Here is a 437-nt window from a genome sequence, read left to right on the forward strand (position 1 = left end):
CAATTGGCCTTGCAAGAAGGCGCCAACCGGCGCGAGCTGTGCCGGCGCTTTGGCATAGGAGCGAAAGCCGCGTATGCGCTGCTGGCGCGTTACGCCCAGGAAGGCGATGGCGCCTTCAAACCTCGCTCGCGTCGCCCGCATGTCAGCCCGCTGCGCACCCCGGCGGCCATGGAGGAAACTTTGCTCGAGCTGCGGCGCGCTCATCCGGCCTGGGGCGGACGCAAGCTCGCGCGGCGCTTGGCCGAACTGGGACACCGGGACGTACCGTCTGCGGCCACGGTCACGGCCATCTTGCACCGCCACGGCCTGATTACGCCGGCGGCCAGTGCGGCGGCTCAGCATTGGCAGCGCTTCGAGCACCCCGAGCCCAATGCGCTGTGGCAGATCGACTTCAAGGGTTACTTCGAGACGGCTGCTGGCAAGTGCCACCCATTGAC

At 67.7% G+C, this 437-nt stretch carries 1 protein-coding gene; it reads left to right on the forward strand.

Annotated features, from left to right (window positions below):
* Positions 1-437: helix-turn-helix domain-containing protein (locus tag B7G53_RS22325; RefSeq protein WP_176491460.1), on the forward strand; the 437-nt coding region annotated here is incomplete at both ends.

It is taken from the genome of Polaromonas sp. AET17H-212 (assembly GCF_002379085.1).
Lineage (GTDB): Bacteria > Pseudomonadota > Gammaproteobacteria > Burkholderiales > Burkholderiaceae_C > Polaromonas.